General features: G+C 49.7%; 13 protein-coding genes. 6 read left to right on the top strand and 7 right to left on the bottom strand.

The features are described 5' to 3' along the window. Positions 1-334 precede the first annotated feature (334 nt). Entirely contained in the window at positions 335-835 is a 501-nt protein-coding gene (locus Pan241w_RS09990) for a hypothetical protein (RefSeq protein ID WP_145214517.1), read from the top strand. Between the two features lie 84 nt (positions 836-919). On the opposite strand, the gene Pan241w_RS09985 is transcribed toward Pan241w_RS09990, so the two are convergent. From Pan241w_RS09985 to Pan241w_RS09975, 3 genes are read right to left on the bottom strand one after another with little or no spacing between them, the layout of a single operon-like run. Beyond that, complete coding sequence (locus Pan241w_RS09985; RefSeq protein WP_145214514.1) at positions 920-2110, bottom strand: class I SAM-dependent methyltransferase; 1191 nt, start codon at positions 2108-2110, stop codon at positions 920-922. Between the two features lie 8 nt (positions 2111-2118). Then, on the bottom strand, positions 2119-5640 hold the full coding sequence (locus Pan241w_RS09980) for a UvrD-helicase domain-containing protein (RefSeq protein ID WP_145214511.1): 3522 nt from the start codon (positions 5638-5640) through the stop codon (positions 2119-2121). Between the two features lie 9 nt (positions 5641-5649). Then, positions 5650-9027 carry a PD-(D/E)XK nuclease family protein gene (locus Pan241w_RS09975; protein WP_145214508.1) on the bottom strand — a complete coding sequence of 1126 codons (3378 nt, stop codon included), beginning with the start codon at positions 9025-9027 and terminating at the stop codon, positions 5650-5652. A gap of 289 nt (positions 9028-9316) precedes the next feature. Here Pan241w_RS09975 and Pan241w_RS09970 point away from each other — a divergent pair, with 289 nt between their 5' ends. Together Pan241w_RS09970 and tsaD are read left to right on the top strand one after the other, a co-directional pair. Further along, positions 9317-10750, top strand: a complete 1434-nt coding sequence (locus Pan241w_RS09970) for a S41 family peptidase (protein ID WP_145214505.1) — start codon at positions 9317-9319, stop codon at positions 10748-10750. A gap of 108 nt (positions 10751-10858) precedes the next feature. Then, a complete protein-coding gene (gene tsaD, locus Pan241w_RS09965) occupies positions 10859-11890 on the top strand; it encodes a tRNA (adenosine(37)-N6)-threonylcarbamoyltransferase complex transferase subunit TsaD (RefSeq protein WP_145214502.1) in 1032 nt (343 codons plus the stop codon). 14 nt (positions 11891-11904) lie between these two features. Here the strand turns inward: tsaD and Pan241w_RS09960 are convergent, their stop codons facing one another. Beyond that, on the bottom strand, positions 11905-13191 hold the full coding sequence (locus Pan241w_RS09960; protein WP_145214499.1) for a hypothetical protein: 1287 nt from the start codon (positions 13189-13191) through the stop codon (positions 11905-11907). A 149-nt stretch (positions 13192-13340) separates the two neighbouring features. Beyond that, positions 13341-16082, bottom strand: coding sequence for a vWA domain-containing protein (locus tag Pan241w_RS29350; RefSeq protein ID WP_198000443.1), 2742 nt, complete (start codon positions 16080-16082; stop codon positions 13341-13343). A gap of 670 nt (positions 16083-16752) precedes the next feature. On the opposite strand from Pan241w_RS29350, the gene Pan241w_RS09945 reads away from it, so the two are divergent. Beyond that, positions 16753-18624, top strand: coding sequence for a hypothetical protein (locus Pan241w_RS09945; protein ID WP_145214496.1), 1872 nt, complete (start codon positions 16753-16755; stop codon positions 18622-18624). 13 nt (positions 18625-18637) lie between these two features. Here the strand turns inward: Pan241w_RS09945 and Pan241w_RS09940 are convergent, their stop codons facing one another. Continuing rightward, a complete protein-coding gene (locus Pan241w_RS09940; RefSeq protein WP_145214493.1) occupies positions 18638-19126 on the bottom strand; it encodes a hypothetical protein in 489 nt (162 codons plus the stop codon). 280 nt (positions 19127-19406) lie between these two features. Here Pan241w_RS09940 and Pan241w_RS09935 point away from each other — a divergent pair, with 280 nt between their 5' ends. After that, positions 19407-19739 carry a hypothetical protein gene (locus tag Pan241w_RS09935; RefSeq protein WP_145214490.1) on the top strand — a complete coding sequence of 111 codons (333 nt, stop codon included), beginning with the start codon at positions 19407-19409 and terminating at the stop codon, positions 19737-19739. 46 nt (positions 19740-19785) lie between these two features. Here Pan241w_RS09935 and Pan241w_RS09930 read toward each other — a convergent pair whose 3' ends face one another. After that, positions 19786-20097, bottom strand: coding sequence for an Hpt domain-containing protein (locus Pan241w_RS09930; protein WP_198000442.1), 312 nt, complete (start codon positions 20095-20097; stop codon positions 19786-19788). 462 nt (positions 20098-20559) lie between these two features. Here Pan241w_RS09930 and Pan241w_RS09925 point away from each other — a divergent pair, with 462 nt between their 5' ends. Continuing rightward, a complete protein-coding gene (locus Pan241w_RS09925; RefSeq protein ID WP_145214484.1) occupies positions 20560-21738 on the top strand; it encodes an LptF/LptG family permease in 1179 nt (392 codons plus the stop codon). Positions 21739-21740: the final 2 nt, after the last annotated feature.

Genomic DNA, 21740 nt, shown 5'->3' with positions numbered 1-21740 from the left:
CCGTACCACGAGACGAGTTAGAGTTGAGCAGCGAGATGTTGAATCTGACCAGTCCTGAAGACGGTTCCTTACAAAGCAGCATACTTTTGCACGATCGGAATTACAACCAACGGGAATTATTGGGATCGATGATCAGACCTTTTCAGCGGCGGGTACTTTCCTAGTTTTGCCCTCAAACAACTCTGGCGAGGATTTTCATTCTTAGGTACAATAGTTAAGTGCAACTCTCACAGGAGAGCTATTCCAGTTTCAATATTTTCAGAGTTCAGTTCTACGGTTGAGTGATCAATCACGCACTCCACCTCAAAACAAACTACACCGGGAGGCATTTGTGGTGAAAAATCGAATTGGGGAACGCCGATTTCTGTGGCTGACAGTCGGCATCATTTGCGGCATGTGTGTATCCTACTTCTGGCCACACGAACCAGCCTTCGCAGTGGCAACCGACCGCGACGGAGATCGCTTCGCCATTACAACCGTTCCGACCAAAAACGGAAACGCAGAAGGAGTGTTTGTGCTCGACTTCCTGACCGGACGTCTGCAGGGAGCTGTTTTGAACTCGCGAACGGGTAAATTTACGCACGCCTATTTTCGAAATCTGGCTGCCGACTTCCAGGTCGATCCCACTGCGAAACCGCATTACGTCATCATCCCTGGTGATGTCAATCTACCCGCCCAGGGACGTGCTCAGTTTGCGGAAGGCGGATTGTATGTTGGCGAAATGTCTTCCGGAATGGTGATTTGCTATGCATTCTCCTTTGTGTTTAACAATGCACCATCGGCTCCACAGCAACTGATTCCCATGGACCGCTTCCAGTTCCGGCAGGCACAGTAAGTCCACCGCTGGCTTAAATGAAATCAAGAAAGAAACGAGAGCCGATAAAAGGCTCTCGTTTTTTTTGCGCCATGTTTCCTGCCATCAATGCGGTCTATTGAACGATTCGCGTTCGCAAATCAGTGCCCGTGATTTACCCTGCAACCGGGCAATGATCAAAACCCCCGCTGCCTCTCCTTTCAAAGACAGCTTGCGACGCAGCGTTTCAATCGATACCGGAATCCGCCGACATTTGATTTCCAGCTGCCCAAAATCAGCGGACCTGAAATACTTTTTCAGATCCCGGTCATTGTTTGGCAACTCGTCCAAAATTCGAAACCGTCTGAAAAAAGGAGACTCGACTGCTTCGGCGGAGGTCAGATATTCTTCTTCAGGGTCCAGACGACTCACTCCATACTGATCTGCCGCCACATCGAGTAAACCGGAACGGACCACCGCCGGATCGGGATCATAAACATAAGCCCCCGGCGCCGTGATATCCACAAAGGCATCCATTGGATGACCGGCAATACTGTCAACTTCGCCTGTTTTGGAAATAGCTGTCGCCCGATATTCCTGGTCCCCTGCCAGATCACCAAACCAGATCGTCGCTTCTTTGCATTCGCCGTTCAGACTGATCAGTTCCGCCTCGGTGCCGGGAAACTTTCCGGCAAAATTACTGGCGGGACTGAGTTTGATCGCACCGCCTTGAAATTGTTCGATTAACTCCAGCAAGGTATCCAACCCCGGCAGATAGTCTTCAATCCGGATCACTTTTCCTCCGGAATGAGGCCGCCGATCTGGGTCGATGTGCAAGCGCCCTTCGCGATCTCGAATCTCTTCCAGGCGCGAATTCAACACGCTCACCGAATCCGCCACGCCGTAGACTTCACTATTCCATTGTGCAAACTGGCACAACACTGGTTCCTGATCCACGCCCGTCACACGCGCGTGTTTTGCCAGGGCGATCAGATCGCCTCCCATGCCACAACAAAAATCGTAAACCGTTCCGGAAAAGCGCGCCGCTTTATGCTGTGAAACCAGTTCGGGAGTCGCCTGTTCCAGGCTTTTACGATCAAACCACATCTGGTCTGCTTTAGAAAACTTGGCCCGACCTCGTATCCGCAGTTCGGATAACGTTAACGCCGCCCGCACCAGATCCTGAGAATAGGTTTCTCGCAACTGTTTCTGTAGCTGGAATTCGGACCCGGAATGCTGTTGGATCAGTTCAAAAATTTCAGGAGCGTTGTGCAGCTGACGAAAGCAATCTAGCTCGGAATGTGACTCACTGGACATGGAACTGGTTAACGACTTTCTGTCGCTGGCATAGGTTGATTCAATTGGGAAACGGCCTGGGACAACCTCCCGGCAATCTCATCAAGTCGCGTCGGATTCAAATCGAATTCCACAAAACGGACGGTATCATGCACCATAACCAGACCAATCGAATCGGGTCGGCCTCCAATGAGTTGCTCTACCGCCAGTGTATAGACTCCCAACTGAAATTCATACTCTTCAATCAGCTGTTCTTCTGTCATTTGCGCCAGGCGGGGACCAGTTTTGTAATCCAATAGTACCCAACGCCCTTCTGCTGTCTGCAAAACCGCGTCAATCGTCCCCGTAACCGTAATCGAATCACTGCCAGCTCCCGCATTCGGATCAGGCCAGCGCAACAGAAAATCGAGCTCTCGATAATGCACCCGCGCTGATTGCAGCATCTGACACAATTTGGATTCATACCAGGCAGATATATGCTGAGTGATCAAAGGCCGTAGTTTTTCCTGAATCTGTTGAGGTTCCTCAAACAGGACTGATTCCACAGTCCGGGATGCCGCTTCAGGCCGATTTGGATCCAGACGTTCGATGACTTCATGCGTCAATGTCCCTAGTAGAGTCGCTTCTTCGGCCGTCAAAGACGCTCCTCCTGTAAACGGCTCCTGAAAATGAATTGGGAACTGTTGCAATTCTGCGTCGATGACTTCCAGCGAAGAGACACTGACATGCGTCCGTTCTTCGCGTTGAGGCGGAATTGTTCCGAATGACATTGGATATTCTTCCGGCGTCCCTTGCTCCAGCGCTTCAAAAAACTGGCTCGGCTTCAATGCTTTCTGTTTCTTCGCAGCCTTTGTGACAGGCGTTGGCTTCTGATGATGCACGCGGATCTCGGGAATCTGATCGGCGGGAATCGCGCCCAGTGAAAGTTGCCCCAGGTAAGGATCAATGGCAGGCGTCCCGGTGGACAATTCGAAATGACGTGCCAATAGTTTCATCCACGGCGACTGAAATGTCTGGTTGTAAGGCAAGCCTGCCGAAAGAATCAGATAGTCGGCAGCACGTGTGACCGCGACGTAGAGCAGCCGCACGGTTTCCTCTTCGTCGGCCCGCTGTTCCAGCACACGGTGCATTTTGAAGGCATAATTTTCCGGCACGGTCCCCCGCACTGCAGGTAAAGGCAGTAAAGCCCCCCAATCGGGATGCAAAAAGGGATCTTTCGAGGCACCTTGAGATTTCCGATCCAGATCCGCCACAATCACAACCGGAAATTCGAGCCCTTTCGACTGGTGAATCGTCATCAGGCGAATCACATCACTCGTTTCCGGTAGCGTCGCTGCCAGTTCCTCTTTACTCTCTTCCAGAATCGAATCTCTGATCCGCTGCACAAAGTCCTTCAGAGTAAACAAACCTGACGACTCAAAATTGCGGGCCATCTCAAGCAGCTTGCGCAGGTTCGCAATCTTGCGATCGCCCAGAAACTCATTCAACAGCGCCGCATCATAACCGGTTCGCTCCAATGCCAGATTCAACAATTCGACCAGTGACAGCCGGTCTTTCTTTGAACGCAACTCGGACAATACACTCTGTGCATACAGAACCTGGCGTTTCTGCCGCGGCTGCAGATCTTCGGATGGCGGCACGACCATCGCGCTGGAAAGTGTCTCCGCATTTCGAACGATGGAATAAATGGTATCGTCCGACAGACTGAAAAAAGGCGATCGCAAGACACCCAGCAGACTCAACTCGTCATCAGGATTATCCAGATACTGACACAGATTACTCAAGTCATAGATTTCCTGCTGAGCATAAAAGGCACGCCCGCCAACCAGATAGTAATCCAAGTCCCGTTGCTGTAACGCTTTTTCATAAAAACTGACGTTCGATAAAGAGCGAAACAGAATACAGATATCCCCCGGCTCGACCCGCCGCAATTCTCGTTCACCGGTCTGCGCATTTTTCGACCAGATCCGCGGCGTTTCATCTTCCAGCAATTGACGAATCCGAGCCGCAATCCAATCTGCTTCGGTCTCCCGCACCGCATCCGCCCCTTTCAAATCCGGATCATCTGGAGAGGCAAACAGAAATTCGATCCCCGGAGTCGGCGAATGCTGTGCCGGATCAAAGGGCATTAAAGGTTCGTAATAGTGTTCCATCGCCGAAGAAAACAGACAGTTCGTAAAATTCAGGATCGCCGGCTGACTGCGAAAATTCGTGCTCAGTGGCAATCGACCGGCTTCCGGAATCTCCATCCGCAATTGATGAAAGACTTCCGGGTCAGCGCGGCGGAAACGATAGATTGACTGCTTCGCATCACCCACTAAAAAGAGCTTGCCAGTCAACAGTTCCTTGCCGCACAGCGAACGCACAATTTCGCTCTGCACCGGGTCGGTATCCTGAAACTCATCCACCATTAAAAACTCAATCCCGGCAGCCGCCCGCTGGCGAGCGTTTGGATCGCGACGAAACAGATCCCGTGTCTGTAGCAGTAAGTCATCAAAATCGAGCAGCCCCTTTTCTGCTTTGCTCTGTTGATAACGTTTTGCTACGAATTCGGTGACTCTTAAAACAACCAGACTGTATTCGGCCGCCATTTGAAACTGAGCCGGATCCGGCGCGAGACTTTCATAAATTTTTCCCAGTGATCCGCGTATCGTGGTAAATCCGTCTTTGATCTGTTCATAAACAGTCACGTCATCCCAGTCTTTTTTGGTCCCCGCTCCCTGCACTTTGGCGTGACTGATCAGGGTCTCTAATAACTCCCCGCGCAGCTTTGCTGACCCGTTAATCAGTTCGGGAAGCCGCGCCAGCAGCACCTGAAACCGTTCTCGCATTTTTGGATGCGTCGGCTCATGAGCGGACATCAGGTTCACCAGAAACTGTGTGCTCTCCGCATTCGCAATTTCCGCCAGCTGTAACGGAATAAAGGTCGACTCCCAGTATTCGCACATCCGCCCTGCCAGTTGTTCGACCGTCATGTCGGCGAACTGTTCAAATTCAATTCGAAACTGTTGCGGAACCAGCGTGATCAGAAGTTCGTACGTTTTTTCCAGACCATAACGGTACACCATCTGCATGCCGTCGGCGTTTTCCTGCTTTAAAAGGTCATGAACCGCCTCGCGAACGACTTTTCTGAGAAACGTGTCACTCGTCCCCTGTTCTAATAAGCCAAAATGGGGGTCCAGCCGGGCGCTCACGGCGTGAGTCCGCAAAATCGAAGTGCAAAACGAGTGGATCGTACTGATCCGCGCCGAATCCAGACCACGAATCACGGCCTGCCAGTGTTCCACTTCGTCCTCAGGACAGTTTCGCAGTTGCGAGAGACAGGTCTCACGGATTCGATCCCGCATTTCACGGGCAGCACGCTCCGTAAACGTAATCGCCACAATATGACTGAGCCGATCAGTGGGCGTGCCCGGTTCGATCAGCTTCAGAAACCGTTGTGTCAGAACAAACGTTTTTCCACAACCGGCTCCCGCAGACAGCGCAATTGAAACATCACGCGTGCTAATAGCGGCAGCCTGCTGGTCAGTATAGGTGGGTTGGTTTGACATAAATTTACGTTACTTTTCTGGTGAACCTTCTTCGGAACGATCCTCTTCAGTTTCTGAACCGTGCAATAAATCGATCTGCTTGCCCAGAGAATCTCGGTAGCTCTCGACCTGCGAGAAACGGCACACGGAATGAAATGCCGGATCGAGATGCGCAATTTTCTCATCCACCTGCACTGGAAAAATCCCATCGCGAATCAAGTGTGCTAAATGAGGCACCAGCCCTTCCATTGTGGTTTCCAGTAATTCCAGGTCCTCGCCCGATATCGGTTCTACCATTTTCTTCCGGGATCGTAGCGGCATTACAAACCCAGTCTCCTGAACTTTCCAGTATCCCAGATGAAACGGCTCTGCATCGATGTCAATCATTTCCAGTCGCCGGGCAGCGATCAAATACAAGGCAAGCTGAATTTTTTTCCCCGCACGAATCTCAGAAGCAGAAGGCAGCGCGCGCCCTGTTTTATAATCAATGATGTTGAAATATTTTTTTCCTTCCATGCGTCCCACATCAATCCGGTCAATCTGGCCTTGAACGCGGGTTTCGTGTTCTCCACTCCCCAAAGTCAGATGCCCATAGTGGGTCTGTGTGGGATCCGGTTCTGTCGGCACCCTGCCGAATGGCACTTCTCGCCCCACAATCGACGGAGGATCATCCCAGAGTTCATCAAACAGCCTGCCATATGTTTCCGACTGTTCTGCGAACAACGCCCCCCAGTCTTCCAGAATTTGTTTTTCAATCGTTAGCAACACCTGCTGCAACTTGGTCTCCGCCAGCTCATCCGAAACCCGCTGGTCAAGCAGATCCAGAAATAAAGCTTGCACCTGATCCGCGGCGTAAAACTGGTCTGTCGCTCCCTGCTGAATCAGGAGTTCATACAACTTGGTCAGAATACTGTGAACGTGAATACCGCGCTGTAGATGATTCGTCCGCAGTTCCGGTGGTTCGGGGACATCAATTCCCAATACACTCTGCGTGAAAAACTGATAGGGACAGGCTAAAAACAGTTCCAGTTGTGTGGTGCTGAATTCATATTCCCGCGGAAACCGTTCATGGATGGCCTGCCTGTTTTGAGGTGATACCAGGATGCCTTCATACTCCGTAAAGCCCTCGCACTCAAAACGGGCTATTGCCATTTCGGACGCCGCCAGAATATTGAGTGCGGTCTGTTTCAACGCAGGGTCATTCAACATGTTGAGAAAGATCCCGGTCTGCCCCTGCTTTAACAAATTTGTCGACAGCACCCGTAAATCACGGTTCGATAATGTCTGCTCCGGGCGTGGCAGCGGATTCAACTCGCCTACCTGTTGAACCGATAAAGCCGCCGGTTCGAACAAATCAATCAAGGCGGTCAGATAAGGGCTGGGAAATAGAGGCTGCCCTGTTGAACTGATGGCCGGATAGCTCAGAATCAACTGTTTGGAAAACCGGGTCATCACTTCATAAAACAGCAGCATTTCTTCCTGCTGCTGATTCGCATGTTGTTTGAGTGAAAGCCCGTTCTGATTCAGTTCCCCTCGGTCTTTTTCACTGTAAAGACAGTCTTCTCGATGGCTCCGGGGAAAACTGGCTTCGCTTAAACCACCGATCAGTAAATAGGGAATACTTAAATTTCTCAATTGAGCGGCATCCAGAACCCGAACCCGGCCCGTCTCTTCTGGCTTCAGTGAGATAGTTTGCTGTTCGAGCAGGTCCAGCAGCAGCCCTCGAAATCCGATTAAATCGAGCGGTGCCGCTTCCCGTTGATGAAACTGTTCGATCTGTTCAATCTGCGAAACCGTATGAAACAATAGTTTCTGAAACCGTTCCCAGACGAATTGATCCCGCTGATCAAGCTGATCCTGTTCGGTGTCGGCTCCCTGCCATGCCTTCTGCAATCCAAATTCATTCGCCAGTGAAATCAAGATTTCAATCCAGGTTACGAACTGCTCTTTGCCCCTCAACCGCTGAGTCGCATCGGCAAGCCGCCTGGCAAGTTGGTTCGCGGCTTCCGTCTCGCTCCGAAGTGATTCCCACTTAGCCTGCTCCGGATAGCGGGTACACAATTCGCGAGCTCTCAGACTTTCTTTTTCCAGTGCATTCAGAAGATCCGTCTTCCCGGAATCAATCTTGAGCTGTCTTAAGACCCGCGACAAACATCGGACGGCGGCTCCCTCCTGATATTCCGGCCAGTCGGGTGAAAAATAATTCGAGTCCAGAATCGACATCATGCTGTCGAAAGACCAGTTCTCAATTTCGATCTGCAAAAAGGCAAAGATCGCTCGCACCACCGGAAACCGGGAAAATTCCTGCTCCAGACCGAGAAAATAAGGAATCCCGGCTGCCGTCAATGTTTCTTCAATCAGGTCGCCATACTCCAGCGTGGAACGGAACGCGATGGTAATCTCTTCTGGCAGAACCCCTTGCAGTAACAGCTGCTTCACTTCCGATGCCAGCACATCGACTTCGTTTCGCTGTCCTGCCACCGCCAGCACTTTGATTTGCTCGGCGGTCGGCAGAGGTTGAATCGCACGTGGATTATCAAACAAGGACTGGCTGATCTGCCGCCGCGATGTTTGAGAACCATCGGCTGTGCAACAAACGGTTTTGATCGTGCCCGGCAAACGAGATTCCAGAATTCGTTTGGCGACCACCGATTTCGCAAACAAATCATTCCGTCGCAACTCACCTTCCAGAGGGAGTGAGATCAAAAGTTGGCCTGTCCGGCGTGCCAGCAGTTCCAGAATTTCATACTGTGTATGTGTAAAGTCGGCAAACCCATCCAGAACAACCAGATCAAATTGTCCAAAGGGCCCCCACAGGCCCTCCTGTAAAGCCGTTCTTGCCGACCAGAAACGCCCCTCTGAGTCATAGCGCCGCATCTCATGCAGCGCAATCTGATACTGATCATAAATCAGCGCCAGCTCCTGATCCTTCTGCCGCGAATCCGAATTGAGTCGTCCGCAGGCTTCTGAAAACTCTTCCGGCCAGATCTCTTCCCGCTTCAACTCGGAAATGAAACTGGATACCAGATCCAGAAAGCCGGTCGTCCCTGCAATAGAACTGAAATACTGAATCTTCCCCGCTGCGATGAAATCATCCACGATAGTCCGCAACAAATACCGTTTGGAGATCTCGGGGAGGGTCTGGATCGGTTCATCCAGAGACTTGAGAATCGTCTCGGCAAACGCTTCAAACGTAAAAACATTCGGGGCAAAACAGACCGGCATCTCTTTACAGAGTAATTGGTCCAGTATCTGCCGTCGCGAGCGGATTGTCGGTGAAAGCCAGAGCGTGGTTCCGGGGCAATGCCGAGCCTGCCCTGACTGCAATGCCCCCCGGTACCGGTCCAGTAAATGTTCCGTTTTCCCGGAACCTGCTGTACCAATCAGGATTTGAACTTCATGCTGCATTGACTGTTGCTCTGTTAAGGAGAATTGTCCAATAAAAACGGTCCCAGAATGAACTGTATCCGGCTGATCGTCAGAATTCAATTTCAGAGGAATTTCTGAGATTAACTCGTTTTAGGCATTTTGGTTACAGAGCAAATCTTGCCACTGGTTTGCCGATCGCCTACACTAATAGTATCGAAAATGAAACTCTCCCGAGTTTCGACACCAGACAAAACACATTTTCAACAATTTGAAATTTTATTTCTAGCTGGTTTGAGTTGTGTTCTGTATATCTCATAAGGAATCATCCATGCAAAAATTCCGCTTGATCAGTTCGTTGTTCTTACTTTTCCTGATGATTTCCGCTCCCCTCTCTCAATCGATCTACGCGGATGAAAAAGAAAAGGGAGATGACTATTATCAGATGATGAAGCTGTTCGCGGATACCTACGAACAGATTGAGCGAAATTATGTGAAAGACATTGATCGACGTGTCTTACTCGAAGCAGCCATCCGAGGGATGGTACAAGAGTTAGACCAGTACTCCAACTATATCAGCCCCAAAGATCTTTCCCGTTTTAACCAGGTTGTGGAACAGGAATTTGGGGGGATCGGAATTCAGGTTCACATCGACGAAAATAACGGCAGACTAACCGTTATGACGCCACTGCCGGGAACTCCCGCCTATAAAGCAGGTATTCGGGCCGGTGATATCATCGATGCGATTGAAGGCAAATCAACCAAGGGCTTTACACTCCCACAGGCGATCAAAATTCTCAAAGGTCGGGCCGGAGAAAAAGTCAATATGTCTGTGATTCACAAAGGGACGAAAAAAGCAAAACCACTCACCATCAAACGCGAAATTATTCACGTAGCCACCGTTCTGGGAGACACGTACAAATCGGATGATTCCTGGGACTTCATGCTAAATAAAAAAGACAAGATTGGTTATATTCGCCTGACGCACTTCAGTCGACACAGCTCCGAAGAATTGCGGGAAGCAATCGAGGATCTAAAAAAACAGGGCATGAAAGGCCTGGTGCTGGACCTGCGATTCAATCCGGGCGGCTTACTTTCTCAGGCCACCGAAATTTCAGATATGTTTATCGAATCAGGAAAAATCGTCAGCACCAAAGGCCGCAACAGTCGCAATCGAAAATGGGAAGCCACCAAAGAAGGCACTTATTCCGGCTTTCCCATGGCAATCATTGTGAACCGCTATTCCGCATCTGCCAGTGAAATCGTCTCTGCCTGCCTGCAAGACCATAAACGGGCTGTGATCGTAGGCGAACGAACCTGGGGAAAAGGCAGTGTCCAGAACGTGATCGAGCTGGAAGAAGGCGATAGTGCCTTAAAACTGACAACAGCCAGCTATCATCGACCCAGTGGAAAAAATATTCACCGTTTCCCGGGAGCCAAAGATACGGATGTCTGGGGCGTGACCCCCGATGAAAACTACCGGTTACGCCTGACAGATGATGAACTGGAAGCATTGGGAGTTTACCGCCGCAATCGCGATATTCTGGACCATAGTGCTAAACTGGATGAGGAGTTCAAAGACAAGCAACTGGAACTGGCATTAAAGTATATCAAGGACTCATTAAGCGGCAAAATAAAGCCGGCTGATAAAGAGGAAGCCAAGAAACCGGAAAAAAAACCGGAAGCGAAAGACGCTAAGCCAGCTAAAAAAGCAGCCGGTCTTCCTCAACCCGCCAAAGAAAAACTTGTCATTAAAACAACCTGATCAATCAATTCTGTTGAACTGAAATCAGCTCACTTTTATTGCAAAGCGACTTTCGGACCACCGTTTTATCCGAACGTCGCTTTTCATTTTCACAGTCAACACCCCCTCATGAACCGACCTGAAGAATACCTGCTGGCAATCGAATCTTCGTGCGATGAAACGGCGGCAGCCGTCATCACACGTGATATGCGGATCCTGTCCAATATCGTCTCATCTCAAACCGACTTGCACGAAAAGTTTGGAGGTGTTGTTCCGGAGATCGCTTCCCGCGCACACCTGGAACGGATTCTGCCAGTCATTGATGACGCGCTAAAACAGGCCGGCATCACGTTAAATCAGTTAACCGCAATCGCTGTGGCGACAGAACCGGGGCTGGTTGGCTCACTACTAATTGGGTTAACCGCAGCCAAAACCCTGGCCATGACGCTCGACCTTCCCTTGATTGCCGTCAACCATATTGAAGGCCATCTGTTTGCCTGCCAGATGCAGGAAACCCGCCCGCTGTTTCCGGCGATCGGGCTCGTTGTGAGTGGCGGCCATACGAATCTGTACCATTGCTCTGAATCATTTGAGTTCAAATTGATCGGCGCCACCATTGATGACGCTGCCGGCGAAGCCTTCGATAAAGTCGCCAAAATATTAGGGCTCCCCTATCCCGGTGGTCCTTCCATCCAGAAAACGGCGGCCCAGGGAAACCCAAAAGCCTTTCCCTTCCCTCGCACGTTCCTGAAAGACCCCGAACTGCGTTTCAGTTTTAGCGGCCTGAAAACCGCGGTACTGTATGCCGCTCTCGGCAATCCGGGCGCAAAACAGCAACCACCGCCACTCACGGAGCAACGCATCGCTGACCTCGCTGCCAGCTTTCAGGAAACCGTCGTGGATGTACTGGTTGGGAAATGCCGGCAGGCACTCGAGAAGTTTGGCTACTCCACGCTCTGTGTTGGTGGAGGGGTCGCTGCGAATGCCCTGTTACGAGAACGCTTAGCGGAAATGACAGACAAAGCCGGCGTTTATTTCAGTATCGCCCCTCCCGACTTATGCACCGATAACGCCGCGATGGCCGCGATCGCCTGGCATCATCTGGATCAGGGGCGGGTTGCCTCACTTGATCTCGATGTGACTCCGGGACTGGTTCGCTAAATTGCCGGAAACAATTAAGGCTGCAAAAAGCTGAATGTAAAGATCTCCGTTACATTCGTAAATTGAGGTGACAAAGACAACCGCACATATCTGCGGTCAGGCGAGACGACAGCCGAGCCTGAGAGGCTGATCCCTTCTGGAATAACGCTAATCACAGGTTGATTGGCAACGCCACCCACATTCTGCACCCCGGTCACAAACGGCGTCTGTCGTCCAGTCGAAATGCCTGCCTGTCGTGAGACGCGAAAACCTTTGAGTGCAGACCGTGATCCGTTTGAAAGTGGTTGACGCAGTTGCATTCGATTTCGAAGCTGACTCGTTTTCTGAGTATTTTGTGCAGGCTTTACGACCTCGGACTTTTCACTACGTCGCCCTTTCGAAAGATCGATGCGAATCAGCTGATCGTCTTTTGCCAGTGGAACAATCCTCGATTGCACCATCGGATGTTTTGACCCTCGATAGCGTGTTACTTTTAAGCGAGCACGCTGACCAACAATGTTTCCCGATACATATCGCACGCGTACGACATAAGTACCAGGAAAACCATACGCACACACGTATTCTTCTTTGCAATTTTCCTGTTTGGGGCCATATCCGTCCTTCAGCAATACGCCGCCTCCTGCGGTCAGAGGTGCCTCAAAAGAACAGACAGTTCCCTGGGGCTCTTCCACAATCAAGTCCAGGTCACCATCCCCGTTCCAAGTCAGCTCCAGTTTGAGATCGCGTTCTAAAGCCTGTTTCCGGGCTGCATCGACTCGTGCTGCTTCAGCCTTTCGCCCCGCTTTGTTGAACGACTGCTCTAGATCAGCCAGCGCATTCAAGGCTTTTTCATGCAAAGCCTGATGATCTTTCACCCACACGTGAGTCAATATGCCAGTCGCTGCCCACAGAATTGCTTCCGCATCCTGCAGCTTCTCAGCCAGTCGTAACCCCATGATATAAGGCTCCGGCCTGGCAGGCTGCAGCTTTGACGCCTGCTGATACAATTTTAGTGCCTGTTCATCGGCATTAAATCGAGAGAGGTAAGCCGCCGAATAAACCATGCTCGGAACATCCGTAGCGGAAAAGTCAATGCGTGAAAGTAACACACGCTGAATTTCCTGCTTCGGCCGTCCGACGATTTCCATCGACAAAGCCAGCACATCATACATCCAAGGTTGCGATTGATTGTGAATCAAAGCCGCATTGATGGCGGCGATCACATGCTCATGCTTCCCCGCCTGATGTAAATTGAAAATCAAATCATTGACGAGCGCTGGATCAGGTTTTCGCTTGGAAAAGTAATCATTCCAGAACGCCACGGGGTCTTTGATATTATTGGTCAGTGGCGCCTTGAATTCGTTTTTCTTTTCAGGCTTCCCTTTAACAGAAACGGAGCCTTTCCCTTGGGAACGGCTCCGTGCTGTTAATTTAGATTGTCCGGGTACCTCAGGTAGCGTCGATTTCTCGCCTACTTTACGGTTTCCGGTTTTTTTTTGAGTTGTTCAATCGTGCGATTATCAAATCGAAACGGATTGTCTTCGACTTGAAACTGCGCTTTCGACTGTTTGGAATCAGCCTCTCCCAGAATGTCGTCCAAAATGGATTTCATTTCCGGATCGTTAATCGGCTTGACTGCTTTCTTAGAGGGAGCGTTTTGGGCCTTTTTGATCATCGGTTTCTGCTGCCCCTGTTTTGGCATTACTCCATTCATCATCAACATTTCCGGGGCGACATTAAACAAACCTTGACCGCCGCCACCACCACCAAAGCCACCCTGGCCACCACCGCCAAAGCCGCCACCACCGAAGCCACCACCCTGCTGGCCACCAATACCACCTTGCTGACCACCAAAGCCACCCTGGCTGCTTCCAACTGAAGACTGCTGAGCAGATACGGAAATCACAAGGTCAGCTACGGGGTAAACACGAGTGCTGTAAATTTCGTCGGCTTTGAGAATCGTTGTGATTTTCATCACTTCGTCTTCAATGACATAGGTCAGACCGATCGGTTTCAAGATGATATTCATCGCACTCTTCAGTTTGATACCACTCAAGGAAACATTGACTGGTTCATCCGGTGTCAAACCTTCTTCTCCCAGATCGTTTGAATTAATCAGGATCGTAATATTATGCAGTTCTGCAAAGTAAGTCATTACTTCGGAAAGCGGGATATCCGGGAAGTTTGCTTCTGTTTCTTTCTGTAACTCTTCAAAGATACGCTGCTCGGCAGGACTGTTTTGATGCAAATCAACAGCGGCCCATTTCTTGCGGCGTTCTGTCAAAGCGGTCCAGACAGGAGCGGCTGGCCAACGAATCGGGGGTTCATCAGGAAATGGAACATGTGACAATTCAACCTGGTAGAGCGTTTCCAGGAAGCGGTCAGCACGCAATGATCGCATCCGGAATACTTTATCCAGCTGTCCGGCTGCCTCTGAGGTAAACAGAGCCGCTGTCGCGGGTCCGTTTCCAGGTTCCATATCCACGGCGACACGAGAAACGGCTTCTGCTTCTTCATAAGCATCACTGTTTCCGTGCTTACCATCCTGAATCAGAGAACGCACACGGTCGATCAACTGCTCCAGTTTTTCGTCTTCCAAAAGAACCTGATCAACCAGACGCTTTTGCTGTTCCAACTGTGCCAACTGCTGTTGCTGGCGAATCCGGCGTGTTTCAGCGACTTCCATCTGACTGCGAACATCGGTCATCATATTATTCAGGCGACGTTCCAGTTGCTGACGCAGATCGATATCGATATCCGAAGTAGATTTGACAAAACCCAAAGTTCGCTTTAATAAACCAAGTGCTCCATCGGGATTTTCAACAGATGTCTGACGTGCCTCTTCGATAGCATTGGAAACCTCGATTTTCATCTGGGCTCCCTTGATCTGGCGTAACTGCTCCACCTTGCTGATGGAATCATCAATCGGAGGCTGAGGATCACTCTTCGCTTCCGGCCCTGCTTTTGCATCAGCGGCTGGCTGCTTGGTATCGGCTTGTGCCAGCTGATCCTGTTTGAATTTGTTAGATAATTTCAGTAACGAATCACCACGCGAATTTCCGGGATCAAGTTGCTGCAGCAGATTACCAAACTTGGCAGCCTGCTCAAAATTACCACTGCGAATCGCCCGTGTGCCTGCGAATTCCAATTGAGCCATCTGCTCTTCGTGGGCGGTACGAGCCAGATTCATCATCCGCTGTCCGGCAAATGCGACGCCCAGTTCCTGTCCCTGCTTATAATTCGCCCAGGGAACAGCCAGGAAGCTGTTGACGGCCTGTGCTACGGGGACATTAAACTTCCAGACACCGTTTAAATCTCTGTTTTTCAATTCCACACTGAGTCTGCCACTGAGATCACCTCTGGCAAGGTAAATCGTTTCACGATCTGTCCGAACTGGCAAAGCCCGTGATGTGTCTAATTCTAATTTTTTATCTGAGACCTGAATCGAATCAGGGAAGAAAACGGGGGCCTGAATCGCTTTGGCCAGTTCTTTCCCAACGATGGCCGGCCGGTCTTGTTCTCCCTCTGCTCGGTCAGTCAAAACAATGCCGCCTGTATAGACGCCTAATGTTCCCAGCAGTTGTAAATCTTTCTGGGGACCAACGGCGTAGCTGTGAACGGGAACATGTTGCGTTGCCAGTTGACGAGTCAGTGCTGCCATTTCCGGGAGAGACAGTAACTTGGCAGAACTCATCCCATCGCCAATATAAACAATTGAACGTGGCTGTTCTTTCTGAAGCCCCTGCATCGCTGTTTTCAATGCTCGGGCAAGGTCTGTAGCCCCCAAAGGAGCCCGCGAGGTTAATGATTCAACAGCAATCGTTGCCTTTCGGCTTTGTGGTGCGACGAATTCATTCACAAATGGTGTGCATTGCACATCGACCGCATACAGGGCAACCGTAGAGTCATTCGGGAGTTCACTCAGTAAAGACTTTAAGACATCCAAAGCCTGTGTTCGGTGCTCGCCAACCTGACTGGCTGAAGTGTCAAACAGGATCGCAATCTGCTTTCCGGAATGAGCAGCGGCTGGCAACCGATGTGCTTTGATTTGTAGAGCGTAAAAATGCTCGCCTTCATTGTTTTGGTAACTGAGGATCTGGCCAATGTTTGATATTTCCGGAACTTGACTCGCAGCGAAGCTTTCCGGGGCACACCATAACATAGCTGCTGTGGCCCAAACAAACATTGATATTCCAAATCTGGATACTGACATGATTTCTCTCTCCCGAGTAACTTTAGGCAAGAATGCTCTAACTTAAGCCAAGATGGACGATTGCCAAATTGCGCATTCTCCTCAATTGTGCATTGTATATTCAGTCTCGGACACCATTGAAGGAAATTCCCCCGATTTTCTCTTAATTCTCCAAATTTGGTCCGACTTGAAAAGGGCTTGGCGGCACGGACTGAAGGATCCGCGTAATTTATAGTCCGATTATGGGGAAATTGAGGATCAACACCCGCTTAGCGAAACCGACGATTTCGAGATCCCTTCACATTAAAACGGTCCCCTCATATTCAATTGTCCATTTGTATAAGTGGATTTTATCAATTTGTGGACGCATAACTTAGAGAGTTTGTGTTGATTCTACTCATTAACCTCCCGCCGATTTGACGATCTTTGACAGAGACTCACCACTGTTTCGCAATTATCACAGCCTGCGGTAGCCAGGATTCTGGTCCACACGGATCGATCTTGCCCCCATGTTCGATCTTACTTCTTTGATTTGTCATTGCGCATGTTACCTCGACGGTTCTTCAACCAGTTCACAGTCTTCTTCTTCGCAATCTCAACGCTATGCATCGCGCTGGGAATTCAAAGCGTACGAACCGCACCCTCGAAAATAAATCCCAGCGTTCCAAAGGTGCTCACTGCCCGTAAACCAGTGTCATCGCAAACCCAGCCTATTGACTGGGATCAACCGGTCAAGATTATTCCCACCGGCAAGCAACCTCGTTTCCCACTTTCTTTGACCGAGGGCGACGAATATCTGTTAATCATCAATAACCTGGAACAAGCCTCTCATCGAACACAAACCGTGCAACTTTCGGCGGAATTCGATTCCGGCAAGAAAACTCCCCTGGACTGTTACTTTCAAAATACGCCCCGCCTCCCGCAAACATTGTCTGAAAACCAGAGGGGCGTTCCATCACAGGCAGTTCGCCTCCCATCACACCAGACCGCAATTCGCGAATCAAATTCGAAACCAGAATCAGCGGCCCGCGAACGCTCCTTCTATTTATTCGTCACTGACGGCAGCCTCTCGGATCGAAACCAGTATTCCAAAATCAAATCGCGATTAATTCAACAAAGCGACCGCGTTGCCATTTATCTGGATCAACAACAGAAAGAAAACGAACTGGCACCAGGCCTCGTTGATGGGATTCTTGAAACACTGGAACATCAGGTGCTGGACAAGATCACCAGTCAATGCGGCCCGATTCGAGACGTCGATCAGGATGGACGATTTACGATATTGCTTTCACCGTGGCTCAGTAAATTACAGGGCGGTAAAACCTCTATCAATGGCTTTGTGCGTCCCAGTGACTTTCGGGAAACAGTTTCAGAACCGTTCAGCAACCATTGTGATATGCTGTATCTCAATTCAGCACTTAAACCAGGTCAGGAGTTACTTGATCTCCTCAGTCATGAAGTAACCCATGCTGCGGTCTCCAGTCTTCGTGCGTTTCAATCCAAGTCCCCTGCTGGTCCTTTAATGGATGAAGAGGACTGGTTGAATGAAGGAATCGCACACATTATGGAACCAGGTTATACCAACCGGGACTACCGCATCAGTGAGTTTTATCGGAAACCCGAAGCCTACCCGCTGGTGGTTCCCGACTACTACCGTGCCCAGCTCTGGCGGAATCATGGCTGCCGAGGTGCCGTCAGTCTGTTTCTGGACTGGTGTAATCAGATCGAATGCACACAGCGTTTCCCCTACCGCTTTACACATCATCCGTTAACAGGCACCCGCAAAATAGAGCAGCTCACAGCACATCCCTTTCCGGAATTGTTCCGCCTGTGGTCTCTCAGTCTCGCCCAGCAAACTCTGCATCCGGGCACTCGGGTAAAGACCGTCGGTGATCAATCTCCCTTTCATTGTGGAAAATTTCTGCTGGCAGGCCCCGCATTCCAGACCTGGGATCTGTCCAACAACCCTCAAGCCAGCATGAACATTGCCTCGACGGCCTCTGGATTCCTGCACCTCAAAACAGACGAGATACAAAATGGGAACATCACCATCAATGTAAACGGATTCTCAAAGATGCAGTTGACTTTGCTCAAAATATCGCAAAACGGCAATAGACTGTCACTGACAGCAACAGAGCATCTTCCTGGTACGAATAATATTCCATCGGTAGAGTTTCTGGACGTTCGCCTCACCTGCAAACACCCGGCAGGTTCCACGGTCGAGACAATCAGTGTCGAAAGCAGCGGCGCTTATCTCTCTCGCAGTTCCAGACGGCCGCGACTGTTTCAAACTGCCAGCCTGAACGCACTCCTGACATCACAATCAGGAAAATTTGAAATGACAAACGAGCGTACTTACGAGGAGAATGGAAAACAGGTAACTGATTTTCTGATTCGGATTCCGCGCACGATACTGCAGAAAGAAACAAAAGCGGACTGCCTGACATTTAAGATGATTGTCCAAACAGAAACACAAATGCATATCGCCGCTCAGACTGATTTCAAGCTCCCCACTCAACCAGTACAGCGCCTGACAGAAGCCTCAAAATCAACAAAGAATTAAGCGATGACCTGCATTAAAAACTGCTGGCGTCATCCTGACTTTCGCCCGTATATTTCAAGCGTGTGGCGAATAATTTTTTCAAACGGGAGACGGGATACATCCGAACGATTTTGTTCTTGTAGGTGATTCTTCCCTGATCATCGCGCCCCAGTTGAGCAGCCACATCAGGTTTTGCCAGACCGGCATACAAACCAGCAAAAGTTTCCGGATCAACACCATTTCCGGCTTCCAGGTCATCCATCGCATTCACACCACCACAGGAAACAGCAAACGTATTCAGACCTTTCGTCGCCGTTCGCATGAAATTCTCCTGCTCCAATGCTAACTGCGCCTCAACCAGTTGTTTCACACCGCGCTTAATCTTATCCTCGGTCTCCTCGGTCGGAGTTCCGCTATTTTGTTGAGCCTGTAATGTGGGAGTCTGAAAAGTCTGTGACGCTCCCAAAACGTAGCCCACAGAAATCAGAAGCAAACCGACTACAACCTGGCTCAACCTGGACATGAAAGACTCCCCGTGAAATCAACTTTTGTTATGATTGACGTCGATTCAAGATGAGAACGCTCCTCAGACTGATCAAATGAATCCAGCCTGATCGCTCAAAGAGAATGACAAAATGCGACAGCAATAGCTCATATTTACTAATAATTGTCGGCTCAGGTCAATAAGAACCCTGAAAAATCAACCAGTAATGCCCTGATCTACGCCGTTTGAAAGTGTAAAGCGTGCTAAAAGCACAATCAGAACCCGATCTCAGAATTCGATTCACAAAAGACGACCGAAGATGACAACCGAAGAATTCCAGCAAGCCCTGACAAATCTTATCAGTCAATTCCAGGCAGCGGATTACGATGCCAGACACCTGTTGCTGGATCTCTCGGAGAAAATTCTGGAGCTAGAGAATCAGGCTCCCTCTATGCTGCCAGACAACCTGAAAGCCGAGTGGAGTTCGATTTGTAAGGAAATTGCAGAAGTGCAACCCGCATTCAAAAGCCATCGAAAAACATCAATTCTGTTTGATCGACAGGGAATGGGCCAGCCGGGACGACAAACCGCGATCGCTCTCATCACAAGAATCGTAGCGATCTCAAAACTGGTAAACAGGCTGGGAAATTAGCTGAACAGGCTACTGGCTTTGTAGCAGAGAAAAAACACCAGATGATTTAGAGTACAATCCGGTCCATATGATTCAGAATAATTTCTTTCTTACGTTCAATTTCCGCCTGATCTTCCGCTTTGCATGCAATTTCCAGATCAGCTGCCAGCTGCGAAAGCTCTTCAAACCCATAACCGGCGCTGGCCCCCTTCATCTGATGCGCTAAAACTTTCAGTTCCTCCACCTGATCTGCAGATGCTGCACGTAGAATTACTTTTTTCTCTTCAATTCCATCAACGAACATCTCAATCAACTCAAGGAAGTCTTCATCATCACAAAAGGATGATCGAACCGGTGTGTTTTCTAAAGCGTTTATCATTTTTCCAGATTCCATCTCGTTTTATAGCTATGAATTTTTTGCTGAAAATTCTTATTTATTCACGCTCACTCAGACGTCTTTCAGTTCGTGACGGCTGATTCTGATGAACTACAACTTCTTTAATTAATAGGTTGAACTATTTTCTCTGCTGAAAAAAACCAGGAATATCCAATTTTCAGGAACAGTAAATCACTGCAGAGAAATGAATGTTCGGATTATGACAGTTCTGCCGATATCATATTTTACCTACCAATCCCTGAGTTCCGTCTGTTACTGCCAAATCAGTCTCAAACCTGCGGATTGGGGCTACAAATCAATGTATACATAAAAACACACCCACTGAGTCTGATATTGACTCGAATCCACTTTTTGCCGTATACAACTCCGGTCAATTCGTATCAACTACAGCCTTCGTAAAACCCGCACCCATTTCTCTTTAGTTCAAGATTAATACCACCAGTCATGCGATTACTTCAGCGCTATATTCTTTTTGAATTGCTGCGCGTTTTCACTTTAATGATCACAGTGCTTACCGTCCTGCTTGTGTTTGTTGGCGCATTCCAGCAAGCCTCCAATCAAGGACTGGGCGCACTTCTGGTCTTGAAGATTCTGCCGTTCATCGTTCCCAGTATGTTGCCCTTTACAATTCCTGCGACACTACTCTTAACGGTCTGCGTAGTTTACGGCCGCATATCCGGCGATCAGGAAATCACCGCTGCCAAAGCAGCCGGCATCAATGTACTCTCCCTGCTCTGGCCTTCCTTTATTCTGGGAGGCTTTCTCAGCCTCGGTTCGCTGCTGCTCAGCGATCAAGTGATTCCCTGGGCAGAAAAGAATATTGAACACACCATTGCCTGCGAACTCGAAACGATCTTCCTGGAAAAACTGCGTTCCCAAAACCAGATCCATGACCCCAACAGCGGTATCTCGATCACCGTCATGGGAGTCCGCGACAAAACGCTACTCGTCCCCACATTTCGTTATTCTCCTCCCGGCAAAAAACCTGTCCATCTGCAAGCAGAAGAAGCAACGCTGGAATTCGATCTCGCGAACCAGCAGGTGATCCTGCACATTGCCAAAGGACACATCGACTTCCCGGGGAAACCCCGCTTTTACGTCGAGAAAGATGTGTTCCCGTTTCCTCTGCCCAGCCAGACCGCCATGGCCAAACCCAGGCACATGAGCGTACGCTCCATTAAATCCGAACTGGGAGATCTGAAAGAAAAAAGAGTCGAATTCGAATTTCAACGCGATATCGAAGTCGCCATGCTGTTAGCCCTTGGCGATTTTAATCGATTTCAATCTCCTGAAGTCAGTACTGACCTGCCTCAGAATCATGTCGAACAAAAACGGAAGAATAAACTCAAAACGGCCCTTGCCAGCCGCTTCGCCCTCAGCTGTAGCTGCTTCTTCTTCGTCCTGGTCGGCTGCCCGTTCTCCATCGCCCAGGCACGCAGACAATTCCTCACCAGCTTCTTCCTGGTCTTTGTCCCGATCCTGCTGTTCTATTATCCGATCGTGTTACTGACGATCAATCTATCGAAACTGGGGAAAATTGAACCAAGCTGGTCACTCTGGGCCGGCAATCTGGGTTTGCTCTGCATCGCGATTCATATGTTGCGGAAAGTACTCCGGAATTAAAT

Source organism: Gimesia alba (assembly GCF_007744675.1).
GTDB classification, from domain to species: Bacteria; Planctomycetota; Planctomycetia; order Planctomycetales; family Planctomycetaceae; genus Gimesia; species Gimesia alba.
Note: the sequence above shows the minus strand (reverse complement) of the source record. Positions and strands in the feature narration are given on the sequence as shown.